This window comes from Ensifer sp. R-19 (assembly GCF_049905105.1).
Lineage (GTDB): Bacteria > Pseudomonadota > Alphaproteobacteria > Rhizobiales > Rhizobiaceae > Ensifer.
Genome location: NZ_CP184569.1, coordinates 1135879 through 1153357, shown reverse-complemented (window position 1 = coordinate 1153357; position 17479 = coordinate 1135879). Strand labels below are relative to the sequence as shown.

13 protein-coding genes, 1 tRNA gene and 1 pseudogene are annotated in these 17479 nt (G+C 61.3%); 9 read left to right on the top strand and 6 right to left on the bottom strand.

Features of this window, described 5'->3' with window-relative positions; all coding sequences use genetic code 11:
• Positions 1-18: 18 nt before the first annotated feature.
• The gene (locus ACN9MO_RS05615) at positions 19-261 is read right to left on the bottom strand and encodes a VOC family protein (RefSeq protein ID WP_158539375.1); all 243 of its coding nucleotides are present in this window, start codon (positions 259-261) and stop codon (positions 19-21) included.
• Between the two features lie 156 nt (positions 262-417).
• Positions 418-493 (bottom strand) — tRNA-Thr (locus ACN9MO_RS05610).
• A 157-nt stretch (positions 494-650) separates the two neighbouring features.
• On the opposite strand from ACN9MO_RS05610, the gene ACN9MO_RS05605 reads away from it, so the two are divergent.
• A complete protein-coding gene (locus tag ACN9MO_RS05605) occupies positions 651-1424 on the top strand; it encodes an NAD kinase (RefSeq protein ID WP_057252257.1) in 774 nt (257 codons plus the stop codon).
• A gap of 209 nt (positions 1425-1633) precedes the next feature.
• The gene (locus ACN9MO_RS05600; RefSeq protein WP_057252258.1) at positions 1634-2122 is read left to right on the top strand and encodes a hypothetical protein; all 489 of its coding nucleotides are present in this window, start codon (positions 1634-1636) and stop codon (positions 2120-2122) included.
• 64 nt (positions 2123-2186) lie between these two features.
• Here ACN9MO_RS05600 and prfB read toward each other — a convergent pair.
• The 3 genes and pseudogenes from prfB to ACN9MO_RS05585 form a co-directional block, all read right to left on the bottom strand.
• Positions 2187-3318, bottom strand: a protein-coding gene (gene prfB, locus ACN9MO_RS05595) for a peptide chain release factor 2 (RefSeq protein ID WP_112995481.1) whose coding sequence is annotated in 2 segments (ribosomal slippage) — positions 2187-3248 and positions 3250-3318 — 1131 coding nt in all. Because the reading frame shifts where the segments join, the coding sequence is not laid out codon by codon here.
• A gap of 96 nt (positions 3319-3414) precedes the next feature.
• Positions 3415-5876, bottom strand: a pseudogene (locus ACN9MO_RS05590) (penicillin-binding protein 1A).
• A gap of 337 nt (positions 5877-6213) precedes the next feature.
• Positions 6214-7425, bottom strand: coding sequence for an N-acetylmuramoyl-L-alanine amidase (locus ACN9MO_RS05585; RefSeq protein ID WP_348272233.1), 1212 nt, complete (start codon positions 7423-7425; stop codon positions 6214-6216).
• A 778-nt stretch (positions 7426-8203) separates the two neighbouring features.
• On the opposite strand from ACN9MO_RS05585, the gene ACN9MO_RS05580 reads away from it, so the two are divergent.
• A complete protein-coding gene (locus ACN9MO_RS05580; RefSeq protein WP_113132765.1) occupies positions 8204-11005 on the top strand; it encodes an Rne/Rng family ribonuclease in 2802 nt (933 codons plus the stop codon).
• A 169-nt stretch (positions 11006-11174) separates the two neighbouring features.
• Here the strand turns inward: ACN9MO_RS05580 and ACN9MO_RS05575 are convergent, their stop codons facing one another.
• Positions 11175-12332, bottom strand: coding sequence for a pyridoxal phosphate-dependent aminotransferase (locus ACN9MO_RS05575; RefSeq protein ID WP_112995483.1), 1158 nt, complete (start codon positions 12330-12332; stop codon positions 11175-11177).
• A gap of 234 nt (positions 12333-12566) precedes the next feature.
• On the opposite strand from ACN9MO_RS05575, the gene ACN9MO_RS05570 reads away from it, so the two are divergent.
• The 6 genes from ACN9MO_RS05570 (at position 12567) to ACN9MO_RS05545 (ending at position 17432) form a co-directional block, all read left to right on the top strand.
• Positions 12567-13334 (top strand): DsbA family protein, encoded by a 768-nt coding sequence (locus tag ACN9MO_RS05570; protein ID WP_057252264.1) that lies wholly within the window; start codon positions 12567-12569, stop codon positions 13332-13334.
• Positions 13335-13440: 106 nt separating this feature from the next.
• Positions 13441-13887, top strand: a complete 447-nt coding sequence (gene aroQ / locus ACN9MO_RS05565; protein WP_057252265.1) for a type II 3-dehydroquinate dehydratase — start codon at positions 13441-13443, stop codon at positions 13885-13887.
• 25 nt (positions 13888-13912) lie between these two features.
• Positions 13913-14398 carry an acetyl-CoA carboxylase biotin carboxyl carrier protein gene (gene accB, locus ACN9MO_RS05560; RefSeq protein WP_057252266.1) on the top strand — a complete coding sequence of 162 codons (486 nt, stop codon included), beginning with the start codon at positions 13913-13915 and terminating at the stop codon, positions 14396-14398.
• A gap of 12 nt (positions 14399-14410) precedes the next feature.
• Positions 14411-15754, top strand: coding sequence for an acetyl-CoA carboxylase biotin carboxylase subunit (accC, locus tag ACN9MO_RS05555; RefSeq protein WP_057252267.1), 1344 nt, complete (start codon positions 14411-14413; stop codon positions 15752-15754).
• A 10-nt stretch (positions 15755-15764) separates the two neighbouring features.
• Positions 15765-16379, top strand: coding sequence for a leucyl/phenylalanyl-tRNA--protein transferase (gene aat, locus ACN9MO_RS05550; protein WP_057252268.1), 615 nt, complete (start codon positions 15765-15767; stop codon positions 16377-16379).
• A gap of 123 nt (positions 16380-16502) precedes the next feature.
• On the top strand, positions 16503-17432 hold the full coding sequence (locus ACN9MO_RS05545; RefSeq protein ID WP_425986859.1) for a DUF2167 domain-containing protein: 930 nt from the start codon (positions 16503-16505) through the stop codon (positions 17430-17432).
• Positions 17433-17479 lie beyond the last annotated feature (47 nt).

The window sequence follows — 17479 nt, the reverse complement described above, 5'->3', positions numbered from 1 at the left end:
ATCGCGAGGCAGTCCCGCTCAGCACCGGCAAATCATCAAGACATTGCCGTCGGGGTCGCGGATCGTGAACCATTGCTCGAATTGCACCGGCGTGACGATCTCGACACCGAGGGCGACCGCGTGATGATGTGCCGCAGCCACGTCTTCGGTATCGAAATGAAAGAGCGGCGCATCCTGCGGCCTCCCGAGAGCGAATATTCTCGCATCGAGAATCAATCGTGCGCCGTTACCCTTTGGAAAGACCGCGAGGTGGCCGTGCACGGTTTCCGGTTCGTCGACCTGGATCGGCACGCCTTTCTTATGGCGATCCTTGCTGAACGTGATTGACTGCTCAATTCGCAGCTTGGCCCCGCGTCTCAAATCCGAATGCGGTTAAAGCTTCAAAACATGCGCGATTTCAGCAGAAAAAGGCAGATGTGGTGCCCCCAGAGAGACTCGAACTCCCGACCTACTGATTACAAATCAGCCGCTCTACCAACTGAGCTATAAGGGCACTTGCTGCGGTGGGAGTTACCATAATCTCATCCGGTGTAAAGCAAAATTGCGAATTCTCCCAATTTTTCAGATGCGTTCGGCTTCGGGCCATGCCAGAAACGATGGACAGAGATCGCCGCTAGCGGCATGCAACGCATCGAACGGACCACTGTTTCATGGCCAGAACGTTCAACTCCTTCGCCTTCCTCGCCTCTTCTGCGGAGGAGGCGCAAAAGGCTGCGGCTGATCTCAAGGCGATCTATGGTGACAACGATCCGGCGAAGGCCGATGTGATCGTAGCGCTCGGCGGCGACGGCTTCATGCTGCAGACGCTGCACCAGACCATGAACAGCGGCAAACTGGTCTACGGCATGAACCGCGGCTCCGTCGGCTTCCTGATGAACCGGTACAGCACCGAGAACCTGACGGACCGCATCTGCCAGGCAGTCGAGAACGCGTTCCATCCGCTGGAGATGCAGACGACCGACGTCTACGGCGAGAGCTTCACGGCGCTTGCGATCAACGAAGTCTACCTCTTCCGCCAGTCCTATCAGGCTGCAAAGCTTCGCGTCCTCATCGACGGAAAGACAAGGCTCCAGGAGCTGACCTGCGACGGCCTGCTGGTGGCGACACCAGCCGGTTCCACCGCCTACAACCTCTCCGCCCATGGGCCGATCCTGCCGCTCGAAGCACCGCTTCTGGCCATGACGCCGGTCAGCGCCTTCCGTCCACGCCGCTGGCGCGGCGCGCTCTTGCCGAACCATGTCACGGTCGAGATCGAAATCCTGGAAGCCGACAAGCGGCCGGTGAACGCCGTGGCGGACCATCAGGAAGTAAAGTCGGTGGTCAAGGTGCGGATCGCCGAATCGGAGAACATGACGGCGCGCATCCTCTCGGATCCCGATCATTCCTGGTCGGACCGCATCCTGGCCGAGCAATTTTCGAACTGAACGCACGTTCTCCGCGCGATATGTTATGATCCTCCACGGCTCGTTTTCCGACGGCTACTGCATGTTTTCCTTTAATCGTAGCCGATTAAAGGACAAAAACATGCAGCAATTCAAAGTGCTACAGCGACCTTTGCGCGTCTGATAAGACGCGCGGCGCTGTAGGAGCGAAGCGGCAGCGGAGCTGCGGTTTGAAAGGACGACAATCCCCAATGCAAAGATCCGCCCTCCTCGCGCTTCTCCTGTTCGTGAGCACCGCCGGCGCCAGGGCCGAGGACGCCAACGTCGTGCCGCCGCAGGCTACCTTTGTCACGAGCACCGGCTACTGGGAGGAAAGCGGAGCGCCGCTTTCATCACTCGATCCCAATGCGGCCGCCGAGAAGCAAACCGACGCCCGCCGCGGCTACTACAAGCTGATCGCGCTTCGCCAGACGGATGGCACGGCACAGGTCCATCTGCAGCAGATCGAAGCGACGCCAGCCGGACCGGTGGTGGTTTCCTCGGCGGAGCTCGAAGAGTTCTCGGCGCTCAAAGCCTATGTCACCGACATTCGCCCGGAGACCTCAACCGGCGTCACCGCGCAGCCGGGCATGTTCGCGACCGTCTATCTGAAGACAGATCCGACCGCCCGCGAACCGGAGACCTGGACCGTGCTCATCGATGATCTCGGCGACATCAAGGTCGAGCGCGCCTCGAACTGAGCAAAAGAAAAGGCCGGATGCGAACACCCGGCCTTCTTCAATTCAAGAACTCTCGCAACGACGCTTAGTTCAAATCGTCGACGACTGCATCCGCGCCACCGCTGACACGGTGCGCAAGCGCCGCCTCCATGAACTCGTTGAGCTCGCCGTCGAGCACATCGCCCGGTGCGGTGCTCTCGACCCCGGTGCGCATGTCCTTGACCAGCTGGTAAGGCTGCAGAACGTAGGAGCGGATCTGGTGGCCCCAGCCGATATCCGTCTTTGACGCAGCCTCGGCGTTTGCCGCCTCTTCGCGCTTCTTCAACTCCGACTCGTAGAGACGCGCACGCAGCATGTCCCAGGCCTTGGCCCGGTTCTTGTGCTGTGAGCGCTCCTGCTGGCACTGCACGACGATACCGGACGGCATATGCGTAATACGCACGGCCGAGTCGGTCGTGTTGACGTGCTGGCCACCGGCACCAGACGAGCGGTAGGTGTCGATGCGGCAGTCACTCTCGTTGATGTCGATCTGGATCGAATCGTCGACCACCGGGTAGACCCAGATCGACGAGAACGAGGTGTGGCGGCGCGCATTGCTGTCATAGGGCGAAATGCGAACGAGGCGATGCACGCCCGATTCGGTCTTCAGCCAACCATAGGCATTGTGGCCCTTGACGAGCAGCGTCGCAGACTTGATGCCGGCTTCTTCACCGTCCTGGATTTCAAGAAGCTCGACCTTATATCCCTGGCGCTCGGACCAACGGGTGTACATGCGCAGAAGCATGTTGGCCCAGTCCTGGCTTTCGGTACCGCCGGCGCCGGAATGCACTTCGAGATAGGTGTCGTTCTGATCGGCCTCGCCGGAAAGCATGGCCTCGACCTGCTTCTTGGCCGCTTCGTTGCGCAGTTCACGCAGCGCCTGTTCGGCATCCGCGATGATCGCCGCGTCGCCCTCTTCCTCGCCGAGCTCGATGAGTTCGATGTTGTCGTTGAGCTGCTGCTCGAAACGACGCAGGCCATTGATGCCGTCGTCGAGTTGCTGGCGCTCGCGCATCAGCTTCTGTGCTTCCGAAGCATCGTTCCACAAGGTCGGATCTTCCGCCTTGTTGTTCAACCAGTCCAGTCGTCTTACCGCCTGATCCCAGTCAAAGATGCCTCCTCAGCAGGCTTATGGCCTGCTTGATTTCGTCGACAATGTTCTCGATTTCGCTGCGCATAATCCTGCTTCTTGTGAACCCGATATGAAATTGAGCGTCAAATAGCGATGCCCGCCGCTGATGTAAAGGCGGCGGGCATCGCGAGAGGGGAAAGGCTTAGAACAGACCGTTGGAGCCCGAGGTCACCGCCTGGTTCGCCTGCGGCGAGTTCTTCAGGATTTCCTCCGGCGGCACGTATTGATCGAGCCCGCCGATGACCGAGAAGGTGTCGGCCGGGCCGGTGCCGGGCTTGAAGGCCTCGATGATCGTGTCCGGCTCACCCTCTTGGGCGGCCATGCCGGTCTTGCGGTTGACGGCGACCATGCTCATGCCCTCGGGCACAACGAACTTGCTCGGGCGGGTGTCCTTGACGGCTTCCTGCATGAAGTCGTTGAAGATCGGCACCGCGAGGCTGCCGCCGGTTTCACCATAGCCCATCGGCTTCGGCGTGTCGTAGCCAAGGAAAACGCCGGTGACGATGTTCGGGGTGAAGCCGACGAACCAGGCGTCCTTTTCGTCATTTGTCGTGCCGGTCTTGCCGGCAACCGGACGATCGAGCTTGATCTTGCCGGCGGCCGTGCCGCGCAGCACGACACCGCGCAGCATCGAGGTCACCTGATAGGCGGTCATCGGGTCGAGCACATAGTCGCGATCGTCGACCGGCACAGGCTCTTCCTGGCCGGTCCAGTCGGCGCCGTTGCAATCGTCGCAGCGGCGCTGGTCGTGGCGAAAGATCGTGCGGCCGTAGCGATCCTGGATGCGGTCGACCATCGAGGGCGTGACCGCCTTGCCGCCATTGGCGATGACCGCATAAGCGGAGACCAGCCGCAACAGCGTCGTTTCGCCGGCGCCGAGCGACATCGCGAGCAGATACGGTTGCAGCTCGTCATAGATGCCGAAGCGCTTGGCATATTCTGCCACGAGATCCATGCCGAGATGCCGGGCGAGACGCACGGTCATCAGGTTGCGACTGTTTTCCAGGCCGAGGCGCAAGGTGGAAGGACCGGTGAAGCGCCCGTCGTAGTTCTTCGGCTTCCATGTCCTGACGGCACCGTCGGCAAGGGCGATCGGCGCATCCATCACCAGCGTCGTCGGCGCATAGCCGTTGTCGAGTGCTGCGGCGTAGACGAAGGGCTTGAAGGACGAACCCGGCTGACGCATCGCCTGCGTCGCGCGGTTGAATTCCGACTGGCCATAGGAGAAGCCACCGGCGACTGCGAGGACGCGGCCGGTCTTCGGATCCATCGCGACGAGACCACCCTGCACCTTCGGCGGCTGGCGCAGGCGATATTCGCCCTTTTCGGCGAGCGGCTCAACGTAGACAACGTCGCCGGCGCCGAAGACGCCTTCGGGGGATTTCGCCGACTTGCGGTCGCCAGTCGCCGAACGGTAGGCCCACTGCATGTTCTTGGCGGAGATGTGTCCGGTGACGCGCTCGGCCACGATTTTGCCCGATGCTTCCTTCTCCGGCTGGATGCCGATCTCGGCGCCCTGTGCGTCGACAGAGAGAACAACGGCGAGCTTCCACTCCGGCACGTCGCTGAAGGCGACGACGGCACCAAGCGGCTCACCCCAATCGCCACCGATCTCGATCGACTTCACCGGACCATGGAAGCCGCGGCGCTCGTCGTAGGTCAGCAGACCCGCCTGCAGCGCCTTACGGGCCGCGATCTGCAGACGCGGATCGAGCGAGGTGCGAACCGACAGGCCGCCCTCATAGAGCGCGTTGTCGCCGTATTTCTGAATGATCTGCCGGCGGACTTCCTCGGCGAAGAAATCGGAGGCGAAGAGATGCGCGCCGCCGCGGCGCGGGTTGACACCGAGCGGCTGCTTCTTGGCTTCTTCGCCGTCGGCCTTGGTGACGTAGCCGTTCTCGACCATGCGGTCGATCACCCAGTTGCGGCGTTCGATGGCGGCTTCGGTCTTGCGGAACGGATGGTAGTTGGCCGGTCCCTTCGGGAGCGCTGCGAGATAGGCGGCCTCAGAAACGGTAAGCTCGGTCACCGGCTTGTCGAAATAGGTGAGCGCCGCACTGTGCAACGCCATAGGAACGCCGCGCCGAAGAAGATCTCGTTGAGATAGAGTTCAAGGATCCGGTCCTTGCTGTAGGCCTGCTCGATGCGGAACGAAAGGATCGCTTCCTTGACCTTGCGGTCGATCGTCTGGTCCGAGCTCAGCAGGAAGTTCTTTGCCACCTGCTGCGTGATCGTCGATGCGCCAACCGGGCGACGGCCGGAACCGAAGTTCTGCAGGTTCACCGCGATAGCGCGGGCGAGACCTGTGATATCGACACCCGGATGCTGGTAGAAGTTTTTGTCTTCGGCGGAGATGAAGGCTGCCTTGACGCGATCAGGAATCGCCTGGATCGGCAGATAGAGACGCCGCTCACGGGCATATTCCGCCATCAGCGCGCCATTGCCGGCATGAAAGCGCGTCGTTACAGGCGGCGAGTATTTCGCCAGCACCTCGTAGTCCGGTAGATCCTTGGTGACGACGCCCAGATAAAGCGCCACGGCTCCAGCCACGCCAAGCAGCAGAAACGCACCAATCCCGAAGAAATATCCAATCAGCCTGATCATCAGTCAGATACCGGTACCTTAATTATCGTTCAATTGCCGGACCGCCGAGCGACAGTCCATGCTCTGTCCCGCCGGCTTAATTGCGTCAGTCCGACCAAACTCTTCCGTCAGAAATCGTCTGGCTTCGCAGCAACCCGCTAAGCCCGGCTCCTCATATGGCGAGGAACCCCGGGCTTCAACTCGTTTCTCAACAAATCCGGGCGCAATTCCGGTTAGGTTCCCGGAATGTGCGTAAAATAGGGCTGTTTCCGATTATCGCGTGCGCATCCAGTTGAAAAGCATAACGCTGTTACCAAGGCGACACAAATCACTTCGTTCCTGGGCATGCCTTCAAACGTCAGCCGCCGCTGGCAACCGCCTGCTCGCGATAACGCCGAACCGCGACGGCAAGACGCTCCGAAACCTTCTTGCGCCATTCCGGATCCAGCAGCAATTTCTCATCCTCCTTGTTCGACAGGAAGCCCAGTTCCAGCAGGATCGACGGCACGTCGGGTGCCTGCAACACGCGGAACCCGGCGAAGCGGTGCGGGTTGTTGATGAGATTGATCTGGCCCTCGAAGGAAGAAACCACCGCGCGCGCCATGTTGACGGAAAAGGCCTGCGTCTCGCGGCGGGTCAAATCGATCAGGATATCGGCGACCTCCGCGGGCTCGCTCTGAAGCGGTACGCCGGCGATTTCGTCCGAAAGGTTTTCGCGAGCGGCAAGGCTTGCGGCCAGATGGTCCGACGCCTTGTCAGAGATAGTATAGACCGTAGCGCCGCGGATGTCCTTCTGGCGGAGCGCATCGGCATGGAGCGAGATGAAAAGATTGGCGCCCTTGTTCCGGGCAATCTGCACGCGCTGCGGCAGCGAGAGAAAAACATCCTTGTCGCGGGTGAGAAAAGCCTCGATCCCGGCACCCTTGTTCAGGGCCTCGACGAGATCCTTGGCAAAGGCCAGCGTGACGTGTTTCTCTTCCGTCTTCGTCTCGGCGGCAAGCGCACCGGTGTCGATGCCGCCGTGGCCGGCATCGATCGCGATGATGAAGGGACCGCCGTCCTTGGTGGGCGCAACGGCCACAGGTCTGTCGGTTTTCGTCGCAGCGACGGAACCGGTCCATTGCTGTTCGCCGAGAAGCGCATCGAAGCGCGTCTGGTCGACCCGTTCGGCGTCGATAACCAGGCGGTAGCCCTTGCCCCCCTCCTCCGCGATCACCTCCGCATGGGTTACCGCAACAGGCCCCTTCGCGGAAAGAACGATACGGGAATTGCCCGCGCCCATGCCGCCGTAGCGGATCGCGTCGAACAGGCCGCGCGGTTGGAGGCTGTCCGCCTTCAGGCCGAAGGCTGTTTCCGGCAGGTCGACGACAACGCGAACGGGGTCGGCCACGTAATGAACGGAAAAATCCGGCTTGCGGTCGAACTCGACGACGACCCGGGTGCGCGCGTCGTCGCCGGCGATCCGCGCGCCAAAGGCGAGCAACGGGCCCGGCTCGGCAGCACGAGCGGCCGGCACGCTCAGGAGGAGACCGCCGACGAGCACCGAAGCACCGAACAAACGCCAACCCATCCGCGACATCAACGACAACAGCGAACCGCGCATACAAACCGCCAAAGGCTTCACCTTGGGCTCCCCGCCACTTTCTCAAAACCAGACGGCGGCCGATGCGGCCACCAAACGCATACCTTGATCAATGAACCCTTATGGTTAATCAAAGCTTGACAAAGGCCATCTTCCACCTCGCACCGGCGCCATCGATTCATCATTTGCCGGCCTACTCCACGTGGACAAGCGAATCGATCATTATTGTGGCGGCACGGGCTTTTCCCTTGCCAATGTGACATAGAAAACATAAAAGCGTCACAAGGAGAAAGTGTTGACGGGATAGAACAGTCGACCGGGCAGCCGGAGCTTCTCCAAAGCTTGGCGCCAGGGAGTGGTCGAACCGGATCAACCGGTTAAACGCATCGCACTTCCGCGGTCGCAAGGTGTTCATCCGCCGTCGCTGCATTTCCTCCTCGTACACTGGATCGCAAATTTCCGGCGGTGGCCGGAGTTCTTGATGGTGATTTTTCACCAACGCCCGCAAGCGGGCGAATTCATTGGGTCTTCATGAGACCTTGGACATTGGCATTCTTGTTTGGTCATTGATGTTGACTCAGCAGTATCGGTCAGAAGTAGAGCGGCCCCGGGACACAGGTGTTCCGGCTGTCGTCTGGCTGCTGCACCATCGCCTGCACCAAACAGGAACTTTCATATCCGGCGCACCTTCCGACGTGTTTGGCAGTCTTCCCAAGGAAGCAGGTCTGTCTCCCGTTCCGCTGGTGCGCCGAGGAGCACAGCTTAGATGGCAGAGAAAATGCTTATCGATGCGTCTCACTCCGAGGAGACGCGCGTCGTTGTCGTACGCGGAAACCGCATAGAAGAGTTCGACTTCGAGTCGGAACATAAGAAGCAAATCCGCGGCAATATCTATCTGGCGAAGGTCACCAGAGTGGAGCCTTCGCTGCAGGCCGCCTTCGTCGACTACGGCGGTAACCGCCACGGATTTCTGGCCTTTGCCGAAATTCACCCCGACTACTACCAGATTCCGCTTGCCGACCGTCAGGCACTGCTGAAGGCCGAAGCCGAAGAAGCGCGACGCGACGACGACATCGAACATGTCGAAACCGCCCCGGCGCCGGTGAGCGAACTTTCCGTTCCCGTCGACCTCGAGGTCGTAGCGGAGACCGAAGTCGAGGCGCAGCCGGCAGAAGCCGTCACCGCCGAACCGGTGGTCGAAGAGGAAGTGCCGGTCGAAAAGCCCAAGGCAAAGCCGAAGCGCACCCGCAAAACCAAGGCCAAGGCTGCGGAAGAAGCGGCTGCCGCTTCCGTCGATGGCGACGAAAGCAACGGCGGCGAAATGGCCGCGATGGTCGATACCGACGCGATCTCCGAAGACGTCGACAGCCGTCGTCGCCATGACGACGACGATGATGATGACGACAGCCACGATGGCGAAAAGGAAATCATCGAATCCGTCGGCGCCGAAGATGCCATGGAAGAGGTTCCGGATCGCCAGGTCCGCAAGCCGCGCAAGCAGTACCGCATCCAGGAAGTCATCAAGCGGCGCCAGATCCTGCTCGTCCAGGTTGCCAAGGAAGAGCGCGGCAATAAGGGCGCGGCGCTGACGACCTACCTGTCGCTGGCCGGCCGCTACTCTGTCCTGATGCCGAACACGGCACGCGGCGGCGGCATCTCCCGCAAGATCACCAACCTGCAGGACCGCAAGCGCCTGAAGGAAATCGCGCGCGGCCTCGAAGTGCCGCAGGGCATGGGCGTCATCCTGCGCACCGCGGGTGCGAACCGAACCAAGGTCGAGATCAAGCGCGACTTCGAATACCTGATGCGCCTGTGGGAAAACGTCCGCACGCTGACGCTGAACTCCACGGCCCCCTGCCTCGTCTATGAGGAAGGCAGCCTGATCAAGCGCTCGATCCGCGATCTCTACAACAAGGATATCGGCGAGATCATCGTTTCCGGCGAGGAAGGTTACAAGGAAGCCAAGGGCTTCATGAAGATGCTGATGCCGAGCCACGCCAAGGTGGTTCAGCCCTATCGCGACGTACATCCGATCTTCTCGCGCTCCGGTATCGAAGCGCAGCTCGACCGCATGCTGCAGCCGCAGGTGACATTGAAGTCCGGTGGCTACATCATCATCAATCAGACCGAAGCGCTGGTTTCGATCGACGTCAACTCCGGTCGTTCGACGCGCGAGCACTCGATCGAAGACACGGCGCTGCAGACGAACCTGGAGGCTGCCGAAGAAGTGGCGCGCCAGCTGCGCCTGCGCGACCTTGCCGGCCTCGTCGTCATCGACTTCATCGACATGGAAGAAAAGCGCAACAACCGCGCCGTCGAGAAGAAGCTGAAGGACTGCCTGAAGAACGATCGCGCCCGCATCCAGGTCGGCCGCATCTCGCATTTCGGCCTGCTCGAAATGTCGCGTCAGCGCATTCGCGCCTCGGTGCTCGAATCGACGATGCAGACCTGCCCGCACTGCAACGGCACGGGCCACGTTCGCTCGCAGTCCTCCGTCGCCCTGCACGTGCTGCGCGGCGTCGAAGAACATCTGCTCAAGAACACCACGCACGACATCACCGTGCGCACCATCCCGGATATCGCGCTCTATCTGCTGAACCAGAAGCGCGGCACGATCATGGATTACGAGGCCCGCTTCGGCGTTTCGATCATCATCGAGGCGGACGCTCATGTCGGCGCACAGCACTTCGCAATCGATCGCGGCGAACCGGTCGAAAACCCGGTCAAGATCGAGCAGCTCCTGCACTTCCAGCCGGAGCCGGAAGAAGATGACGTCGTGATCGAAGAGGATCTCGACGAAGAAGAAGCCGAAGAAGTCGTCAGCGAGCCGCGCCAGGAGCAGCCGAAGGCTGCCCAGTCCTCCGACGACCAGAGTGGACGCAAGCGCAAGCGCCGTCGCCGCCGTCGCGGCAAGGGTGGCCAGCAGGCCGAAGGTGCCGTCGGCCAGGCGTCCGAAGCGGCAGGCGATGTCGATGACGACGCCGACGAAGGTGATGCGGACGACGAGGGCGTCGATGCCGAGGCCACAACCGCTGACGGCGAGCAGAAGCGCAAGCGCCGCCGCCGCGGCAAGCGCGGTGGCCGCCGCAATCGTCCGGAGGGCGAAGGTGAAGGCGAAGGCCAGATCGAGGCCGATGCCGAAGGTGATGACGCCGACGAGCCGGAAGCCGTTGACACGCCGGCCGTCGCCGCAGAGATCGAAGTAGCCGTCGCCGTCGAGGAAACCGCGGCAGTCGTCGCGGAAGCCGAGGCCGTCGAGGCCAAGCCGGCCAAGCCGAAGCGGACCCGCAAGAAGGCTGTAAAAGCCGAAGAACCGGTCGCAACCGTCGATGAAGTCGCTCAGGCGGTTATCGAAGACCAGCCGGCAGGCGTCGATGTCGCCGCCGAGGCGGTGGAAGAGGCTGCGGCCGACCTCGCGGAAACCAAGCCGGCGCGCGCGAACCGCGACCTTTCGAAGATCGCCTCGGAGCCTGTCGTGACCTCGAGCTCTCCGAAGGCCGAAGGCGAAGAAGAAGACCCGACCAAGCCCAAGAAGGGCGGCTGGTGGCAGCGCCGCGGCTTCTTCTAAGAAGTCGCCTCTGGTCCCGGCTCGAAGCCGAACCGGGATCCTGACGCCGAAGCGTTGGACGCGAAAGAGCACAAATAAAAAGGCCCGGATCGCTCCGGGCCTTTTCTTTTACGGGTGATGGCCACAGCAGACGGGGCGTCTTCGCTCCCCTGCCCGTCCAGTCGGGCAATCAGGCAAGCCAGCGCGCGATCCGGTCCATTGCCTCGACCATGTCAGCCTCCGCGCCGGCATAGGAAAAGCGCATCGTGCGATGCCCTTCCAACGGATCGAAGTCGAAACCCGGCGTTGCCGCGACATTGATCTCGGCGAGCATCCGCCGGGCAAAGGCCATGCTGTCATTGGTAAAGCGGCTGACATCCGCATAGGCATAGAAGGCACCGTCCATCGGCGAGGCGATCGAGAAGCCGATCTCCGGCAGGCGCTTCAGCAGCATGTCCCGATTGACGGCATAGGCGGCCTTGTAGCGGTCGAGTTCCTCATGCGCGTCAAGCGCCGCTTCAGCGGCGATCTGCGACAGTTCCGGCGGCGAAATGTAAAGGCTCTGGGCGATGCGCTCGAAGCCCCGCACCTTATCGGCGGGCAACACCATCCAACCGATGCGCCAGCCGGTCATGCAGTAATATTTCGAGAAGGAGTTGATGACGATCACTTCGTCGGTAACCTCCAGCGCGCTCGCCTCTTCGCCGGCAAAAGTCAGCCCGTGATAGATCTCGTCGGAGATGAACGCGATCTTTTCCGCGCGGCAATAGTCGGCCAGCGCCTTGAGGCCGGCCCTCCCCGTCACGGTGCCGGTCGGGTTCGCCGGGCTTGCCAGCAACACACCCTTCAGCGGTCGGCCGACCTTTGCAGCGGCCCGCTTCAGGCTTTCCGGCGTCAGTGTGAAGCCGGTCTCGGCATTCGCCTCGACCTCGACCACCGTCAGCCCGAGAGCGGCGAGGATGTTGCGGTAGGCCGGATAGCCGGGCCGCGCGATGGCGACGCAGTCGCCAGGATCAAACAGCGCAAGGAAGGCGAGATTGAAGCCGGCGGACGATCCCGTGGTGACGGCCACCCGCTGCGGATCGAGCGCGATACCGTGGCGCTTCTCGTAGTGGCGGGCGATCGCGGTTCGCAGCGATAGCGTGCCGAGTGCGTCGGTATAGCCAAGGCGCCCATGTTGGAGTGCGTTGCGCGCAGCTTCGAGAGCGGCCTGCGGCGCCGGGTGGGCAGGCTGCCCGACTGCCATCGAGATCACCGGGTGGCCGGCATCACGGCGGCGGGTCGCCTCCGCCAGCACATCCATCGCGTGAAAAGGTTCGACGGCGCTGCGTTTTGACAAGTCTACCAACGGAAAATCCTCGATAAGCGGCTGTTATCCAGCCCCTTTGCCCGATGAAATTGACCTTCACAAGTCCGCGAGTGCCGTATTTCTGCCGATTTTGCCGTTTCGTTTCCGCGGCACCCACCCTATGCTGCCAGCATATTGCGGATACGAGGATTCCTGTTGTCTTTCAGAACTGCCGGTTGACGTGACGACGGGGGATGAACGACACACAGGACACGCAAGGACAACGAGGTAGAAATGAATTTCAGCACCAAGATGATTGCCGCCGGGACGCTCGCAGCGCTCGTGGCCGGGGTCAGCCTGCCGCAAAGCGCGTTTGCGCTCGACGCGAAGCAGAAGGAAGAGATCGGCGCGTTCATCAAGGAGTACCTGATCGCCAATCCGGAGATCATGCTTGAAGTCCAGGAGGCGCTGACGACGAAACAGCGCGCCAAACAGCAGGAAGCGGCTGAGAGCGCGATCACCGAGAACAAGAAGGCGATCTTCAACTCCGACTATGACATGGTCCTTGGCAATCCCAAGGGCGACGTCACCATCGTCGAGTTCTATGACTACAATTGCGGCTATTGCAAACGCGCCCTCTCCGACATGGATGACATCCTCGCCAAGGATAAGAACGTCCGTTTCGTGCTGAAGGAACTGCCGATCCTCGGTCCGGATTCGCTTGCCGCCCATAAGGTGAGCGCCGCGTTCCGCCTGGTCGCTCCGGAAAAGTACGGCGACTTCCATCGTGCGCTGCTCGGCGGCGAAGATCGTGCCACGGAAGAGACCGCAATTGCGGTTGCCGCAAAGCTTGGCGTCTCGGAGAAGGACCTGCGCGCCAAGATGGAAAAGGAGCCGCATGATGCGGCCGTGCGCGAGGCCTATGGGCTTGCCAACGACCTCGGCATCACCGGCACACCGTCCTATGTCATCGGTAACGAAGCGGTCTTTGGTGCCGTCGGCGCCGAAGAGATCGAGGGCAAGGTCTCCAATATGCGCGAATGCGGCAAGACGGCCTGCTGACAAACCTTCCCATGACTGTGGACAAATCCCGCGGGGGCCCAAAGGGCTTTTCCTCGCGGGACCATCAGTCTATAGGTAACCCTCCATCACCGGACCGGAATCCCTTATGCCATCGACCATTTTCGTGCTGAACGGCCCCAACCTGAATGCGCTGGGCAAGCGCGAACCGGGTATTTATGGCGGCCAGACGCTCGCCGATATCGAGGCCATGTGCAAGGCGGAGGGCAAGACGCTCGGTTTCGAGGTCGATTTCCGCCAATCGAACCATGAGGGCACGCTGGTCGACTGGCTGCATGAAGCCGGCAACGTCGCCGCCGGCGTGGCGATCAATCCGGCGGCATACGGCCATACGTCGATCGCACTTCACGACGCCATCCGCGCCATCGGCATTCCAGTCGTCGAACTCCACCTCTCGAACATCCATGCGCGCGAGGAATTCCGTCACAAGTCGATGATCGCGCCGGCTGTCAAAGGCGTCATCTGCGGCTTCGGTGCCCAGAGTTACATTCTTGCGCTGCATGCGCTAAAGAACCTGACACATCCGTCGAAATAAAAAGAACACAAGAGGCTCATATTCCATGGCTGACAAGAAACCAGGTATCGACCAGGCGCTGATCCGCGATCTCGCCAACATTCTCAAGGACACCGATCTGACCGAGATCGAAGTCGAGCAGGACGACTTGCGCATTCGCGTCTCGCGCAACGGCACGCCGGTTGCAATGCCGATGGCCATGCCGCAGATGCCGGCCTACCAGTTCCCTGCCGCAGCCGCAGCGGTTGCCCCTGCAAACGCTGTCGCCGCTCCCGCCGCCGAGAGCGCCCGCGCATCGAAGAACGCCGTGACCGCACCGATGGTCGGCACCGCCTATCTGTCTCCGGCACCGGGCGCCCGCCCCTTCGTTGAAGTCGGCGCCACCGTCAAGGAAGGCCAGACGATCCTGATCATCGAAGCCATGAAGACGATGAACCAGATCCCGGCTCCGCGCTCGGGCAAGGTCACCGAGATCTTCGTCCAGGACGCAGCCCCCGTCGAATATGGCGAACCGCTGATCGTAATCGAATAAGGCGGCGTGGCGATGATCTCGAAAATTCTCATTGCCAATCGCGGCGAAATCGCCCTTCGCGTGCTCAGAGCCTGCAAGGAGCTCGGCATTGCTACGGTTGCCGTTCATTCCACGGCCGACGCTGACGCCATGCATGTGCGCCTCGCCGACGAGAGCGTCTGCATCGGCCCGCCGCCTTCGCGCGATAGCTATCTGAACATTCACCAGATCGTCGCTGCCTGCGAAATCACCGGCGCCGATGCCGTGCACCCGGGCTACGGCTTCCTGTCGGAAAACGCCAAGTTCGCCGAAATCCTGGAAGCGCACGACATCACCTTCATCGGCCCGACGGCGGAGCACATCCGCATCATGGGCGACAAGATCACCGCCAAGAAGACGGCGCAGGAGCTTGGCATCCCGGTCGTTCCGGGTTCCGATGGCGAAGTGAAGCCGGAAAACGCGCTTGAAGTCGCCCGCAAGATCGGCTTCCCGGTGCTGATCAAGGCAACAGCCGGCGGCGGTGGCCGCGGCATGAAGGTCGCTCGCTCCGAGGCTGACCTCGAAGAAGCCGTCTCGACTGCCCGCGCCGAGGCGCTTGCTGCCTTCGGCAACGACGCCGTCTACATGGAAAAGTACCTCGGCAAGCCGCGCCACATCGAGATCCAGATCGTTGGCGATGGTGCCGGCAACGCGGTGCACCTCGGCGAACGCGATTGCTCGCTGCAGCGTCGTCACCAGAAGGTTTGGGAAGAAGCAAACTCCCCAGCCCTCAACGTCGACCAGCGCATGAAGATCGGCCAGGTCTGCGCCGACGCGATGAAGAAGCTGAAGTACCGCGGCGCCGGCACGATCGAATTCCTCTACGAAAACGGCGAGTTCTATTTCATCGAAATGAACACCCGTCTTCAGGTCGAGCATCCGATCACCGAAGCGATCACCGGCATCGACCTCGTGCACGAGCAGATCCGCGTCGCCTCCGGCGGCGGCCTCTCGGTCAAGCAGGAAGACATCGTGTTCTCCGGACACGCCATCGAGTGCCGCATCAACGCCGAGGACCCGCGCACCTTCGTCCCCTCCCCGGGCACGATCACGCATTTCCATGCTCCGGGCGGTCTTGGCGTACGTGTCGATTCGGGCGCCTATCAGGGCTACCGCATCCCGCCGTACTACGACAGCCTGATCGGCAAGCTGATCGTGCACGGGCGTACCCGCGTCGAATGTATGATGCGTCTGCGCCGTGTGCTTGATGAATTTGTCATCGATGGCATCAAGACCACGCTTCCGTTGTTCCAGGACCTGATCAATAATCAGGATATTGCCAACGGCGACTACGATATCCATTGGCTGGAAAAGCATCTGGCCGCCACGTCCGAGTAAGGACCGTACATTGAAAGGGACGCGCAGCAAGCAGCCCGACATTACACCGGACATGCTGCTGCGCGCCTATTCGATCGGCCTGTTCCCTATGGCCGATTCGGCCGATGACCCCGAGCTTTTCTGGGTCGAGCCCGAAATTCGCGGCGTTATCCCGCTCACGGACTTTCACGTCTCCCGCAGCCTCGCCAAGACGATCCGCCGAAAACCCTTCGACATCCGCTTCAACACCGCCTTCGAAGCAGTGATGGAAGGCTGCGCCGCCCCGGCCCCTGACCGCCCGACGACCTGGATCAACAACAAGATCCGCACCCTCTACGCAACGCTGCACACGATGGGTTACGCCCACAGCGTCGAGGCCTGGGAGGACGACCTGTTGGTCGGCGGCCTCTACGGTGTCTCGCTCGGCTCGGCATTTTTCGGCGAAAGCATGTTTTCAAGGCGCACCGACGCCTCAAAGATCTGCCTTGTACATCTGGTGCAGCGCCTGCGTGCCCGAGGCTTTGAGCTGCTGGACACCCAATTCACGACCGAGCATCTGAAATCTTTCGGTGCGGTCGATGTGCCGAAGGCCGAGTACGAGATCATGCTCGGCAACGCGATGAACTCGCCAGACCTTTCCTTCTAGAGCGTCTTCCCGCTTCCAGTGATTCCACTTGAGAGCGGGATACTCTTCGTTGGATATCTCCACCTGGAGATGTACTTCGCTCACATGTTCATCCACAGTTCAACCGTTTTCGAGGGCACATGGATGAACAAGTTTATATTGGCATTGTCGGTTTTCATGGCTTCCAGCGCGATTGCGGAAGCAAAGACATATCGCGAGATGTTCGGCAGCGAACCGAACCTGTCGCCTGAGTACTCGGCCATCGTCGGGTCGCTTGATTTCAAGCAGGGCAAGGTCTCGCTGCCCGCAGCCCAGGCGCAGCTCGATATTCCAGCGGAGTTCTATTTCCTGAATCCTGCCGACACAAAGAAGGTCCTTGTCGACCTGTGGGGCAATCCTCCGGGCTCTGCCGAGGGTCATCTCGGCATGGTGTTTCCCGCCAAGTATGCGCCTGACGCCGACAAAGCCTGGGGATCGGTCATCGATTACCTGAAGGACGGTTACGTCTCGGATGCGGATGCGCTGACCACCGATTTTACCGAACTGCTGGCACAGCTGAAGGAAGCGTCTGCCGAAAACAACATCGAGCGCGAGAAGCAGGGCTACGATCCGATCACGCTGGTCGGCTGGGCCTCCCCTCCCCATTACGATCTGGCAACGCACACGATGCATTGGGCACGCGACCTGATCTTCGGCAAGGATCCAAACGCGCCCCATACCCTGAACTATTCTGTTCGCATCCTCAGCCGCGAAGGCGTGCTGCAGATGAACTTCGTTTCGGGGCTGGAGCAGCTCGACGAAATCAAGTCGGGACTGCCGGGTGTTACGGGCATGGTGCAGTTCGACGCCGGGCAGGCCTACGCGGACTTCAAGGAGGGCGATGCTGTCGCGGCCTATGGAATGGCGGGCCTTATTGCAGCCGGCGCCGGCGCCAAGGTCGCCGCCAAGGCCGGCTTGCTTGCCGTCGCGCTGGCCTTTCTGAAAAAGGGCGGCGTGCTGGTCGTGATTGCAGGTGCTGCGGCTATGCGTTTCTTCAAGGGCCTGTTGGGCCGCAAGGAACCGCCAAGCGCATAGCGCCAAGGTGATGAGGTAGATCGATTACGGGTTAGGCTGCCGCTCTT